We start from the raw sequence: 3,024 nt of genomic DNA on the forward strand, positions 1-3,024 counted from the left end.
GCTCCCGCCCCCCCCGCCCCCCCGCGCGGGGTGGGGGGTGGGGGGGGGGGGCTGGCGGCCGCGCCCGGATCCGGGGGCGCCACCACGCCCGCCCCCCCGGTTCGGGTACCGAGGTGTCGCAAACCCCGGTCAGATCGGCAGGTCCCAGCCGGGGCCGTTGTCGTTGCCGAGCCAGACCCGTTGTCCTGCCGGGGAGACCGTGATGCCGAAGGCGTCCTGGTGCGGCTCGCCCGCCTGCGGACATTCCTCCACGGCGGTTTCCACCCGGTCCCACAGGCGGAGCGGTCCGTGCTGGATCACGGTCCAGCCGCCTGCGGGGTCGGGCGCGGTCCGGGACTGTGATCCGGTGGCGACGTCCGAGAGGATCTGCTGCGCCCCGCTTCCCATCCGTTCGGCGGAGGGCGCTGCGAGCTGCGCGATCCAGCCTCCGGTCCACGTGTCGAGCTGCGCGGGGTCGATCCGGCTGGGGCGTTCCTCCCCGGGGAGCAGGGACAGGGCCGGGCGGGGAGGCCGGTCGCGGGGCGGGCGATCATGAAGCTGGTGTAGTCGGGCAGGAACCTGCCGGTGGCCTCACCGGGGCTGGTCACCCTGTATCGGCGGTCGGTCGTTCCCGGCAACTTCGCTGTTGTGCAGGGCTGTTCGTTGGCTCGCCTTGGCGGGGCGGGGCGCGGTGGTGAGAGTGGGAAGTCGGTGGGGTCGACTTCCTGTGCGTGGGGTTCAGGGGTGGGTGGTGTGGGTGGTGGCTTGGGTGCGGCAGTGGGTGAGGGCGTAGGTGATGCGGCTGTCGGGGGTGGGGGTGGTGGTGAGGAGTTCGCCGGCGGTGACGAGGGTGGTCCAGTAGCGGGCGGGGTTGCCGGTGCGGGGCATGGGGTGGGCGGCGGCGAGGGAGAGGTAGGCGGTGGTGAGGTTGCCGGTGGTGAACCAGCGGTCGAGGCCGTGGCGGTGGCCGGGGCGGATGCCGCCCATGGCGTCGATCGCGGTCAGGAAGAGGTCGATGACGGCGCGGTCGGTGTCGGTGAGGGTGGCGGGGACGTCGAAGACGCCGAGGGCTTCGAGGAGTTCGCCGGTGTCGGCCTCCGAGCCGGGGCGGGGATGGGCGAGGAGGGCGGCGTGGCAGTCGTCCAGGCGGCGGGTGGCCTCGGCGGCGGGGATGGAGAGGGCGAGGCACACCGCCCGGGCGCAGGCCAGCGGTTGACGGGTACGGCGGGCGAGGAGGGCGTACGCGGCGGCCGGGGTCCTGCCGCGGGAGAGCGCGTGCCGGGCGAGCGTGGTCAGGGAGGGCGAAGGCATCGAGTGAGCGCTTTCAGACGGTGACGACGACGGGCAGGGCGGGGGCGACCAGGGCCCAGACGAACTTGCCGATGCCGCCCGAGCGGGGGCAGCAACCCCAGTGTTCGGCCAGCGCGTTGACGAGGAACAGCCCCCGCCCGCACTCCTCGTCGGGGAAGGCCGAGCGGACGACGGGACGCCCGGTGCCGGCGTCGTGGACCTCGATGCGCAGGCGGTCGCCGACGACGGCGAAGCGGACCTCGATCCGCCGGTCGGCGGGCGCGTCGGAGTGCCGGACGGCATTGGCGAAGAGTTCGCCGAGGAGCAGTTCCGCGGTGTCCGAATAGTGGTCGCCGGAGGGCAGGCCGGCGAGGTAGGCCCGCAGGAAGAGACGGGCCAGGGGCGTGGAGTCCGTACGGGAGTCCAGCCGGGCGGCGAACGTGCGGGGGCGGAGGGAAACGAGCATGGGGGTACCTCGGAGGGTGGGGCGGAGGACGTCACAGAGCCGCTTCGCTGTGTAGCGATACGACTACTCAGCGACTCCACTTTCGCCTAGACTTCAGAGCTGTTCAACGTGTCCGTTCCGTTTGATTGGTGGGGTGAATCGCCGCGAACAAGAGGGAACTTGACCCTCAGTCCTCCCCTGCGGCCGAGTTCGGGGCGTTCCTCCGCCAGTCACGCGAGCAGCGGGGCTGGACTCAGGAGCACCTTGCGGGGTTGGTCGGCTGCACTTCGTCCCACGTCTCGGCTCTTGAAAATGGTCGAAGGAAACCAACTCGACAGATCTCGTCAGCACTTGACAGCGCGTTCGGCACATCGCAGGCGGGCACGTTCAAGCACAAGGCAAGCGATGTCAAGTACAGCGCACTGCTGGAAGGCTTCGCAGAGTTCGTCACTCAAGAACATCGGGCCGTTGAGTTGCGGCTCTTTGAGCTCGGAATCGTGCCGGGCTTGCTGCAGACGCAGGAGTACGCAACGGCCATTGCGGCGGGCGCCGTGCGCCGGAGAAGCATCACTCAGGACCAGGCGGACGAACGAGTGCGCGTCCTCATCAGCCGTCAGGCGGGCGTGCGGCGGGAACCACCGCCTTTGGTCCACGTGGTCATGGATGAGAGCTGCATCCGTCGGGCCGTGGGTGGAAGTGCTGTGATGGCGGCTCAGCTCGACCGTCTGGTCGAGTTTGCCGACGAGCCCACCGTGAGGCTCCAGCTTGCCCCGTACCAGCTCGGGGAGGACAGGGCATTTGATCTTCCGGTGTCCATTCTGACGTTGCCGGACCGATCGCTGATCTCCTATGCAGAGAGCGCACATCAAGGCCGATTGGAACGGGATGCCAGCGCCGTCGCGGCCGAGTTGGCGGCCTACTATCAGCTGCAGACGCATGCCCTTTCACAGGCGGACTCGGTGGCGATGATCCGCGAGCTTCGGAGGCAACTATGACCCTCGACTGGTTCAAGTCCAGCTACAGCAGCAATGGCGGGCAGTGCGTCGAGGTATCCGACAGCGCGCCTGGCACCGTCCCCGTTCGCGACTCGAAGGACCCTCACGGCCCCGTGCTCGCCTTCCCGGCGGACGCATGGCAGTCGTTCGTGACCGCCGTCCGCTCCGGTGAGTTCGGCGACGTGTGACGGCCCCTGCGAACAGGCCAATTACCCCCCACCCCCCGGGGGGGGGGGGGGGGGTAGGGGGGGGCCTCGAGGGCGTTGTGGGGGTGGGGGGGTTCGCCGGCTGTGGATAAAACCCCCCAGACGTGGG

Annotated in this window: 5 protein-coding genes; 2 read left to right on the top strand and 3 right to left on the bottom strand. The window is 70.1% G+C overall.

Annotated features, from left to right (window positions below):
- Positions 1 to 129: 129 nt before the first annotated feature.
- The 3 genes from ACFV0O_RS08565 to ACFV0O_RS08575 form a co-directional block, all read right to left on the bottom strand.
- Complete coding sequence (locus ACFV0O_RS08565) at positions 130 to 387, bottom strand: hypothetical protein (RefSeq protein WP_380338142.1); 258 nt, start codon at positions 385 to 387, stop codon at positions 130 to 132.
- A gap of 330 nt (positions 388 to 717) precedes the next feature.
- Complete coding sequence (locus ACFV0O_RS08570; protein ID WP_380338145.1) at positions 718 to 1,290, bottom strand: hypothetical protein; 573 nt, start codon at positions 1,288 to 1,290, stop codon at positions 718 to 720.
- Between the two features lie 13 nt (positions 1,291 to 1,303).
- Positions 1,304 to 1,735 carry an ATP-binding protein gene (locus ACFV0O_RS08575; RefSeq protein ID WP_380338147.1) on the bottom strand — a complete coding sequence of 144 codons (432 nt, stop codon included), beginning with the start codon at positions 1,733 to 1,735 and terminating at the stop codon, positions 1,304 to 1,306.
- A 137-nt stretch (positions 1,736 to 1,872) separates the two neighbouring features.
- Between ACFV0O_RS08575 and ACFV0O_RS08580 the strand changes: the two genes are divergently transcribed.
- Together ACFV0O_RS08580 and ACFV0O_RS08585 are read left to right on the top strand one after the other, a co-directional pair.
- Positions 1,873 to 2,709, top strand: a complete 837-nt coding sequence (locus ACFV0O_RS08580; protein WP_380338304.1) for a Scr1 family TA system antitoxin-like transcriptional regulator — start codon at positions 1,873 to 1,875, stop codon at positions 2,707 to 2,709.
- A complete protein-coding gene (locus ACFV0O_RS08585) occupies positions 2,706 to 2,897 on the top strand; it encodes a DUF397 domain-containing protein (RefSeq protein ID WP_360263607.1) in 192 nt (63 codons plus the stop codon). Before ACFV0O_RS08580 ends, ACFV0O_RS08585 begins: the two co-directional genes overlap by 4 nt.
- Positions 2,898 to 3,024 lie beyond the last annotated feature (127 nt).

The organism is Kitasatospora sp. NPDC059577 (genome assembly GCF_042735475.1).
Classification (GTDB): domain Bacteria; phylum Actinomycetota; class Actinomycetes; order Streptomycetales; family Streptomycetaceae; genus Kitasatospora.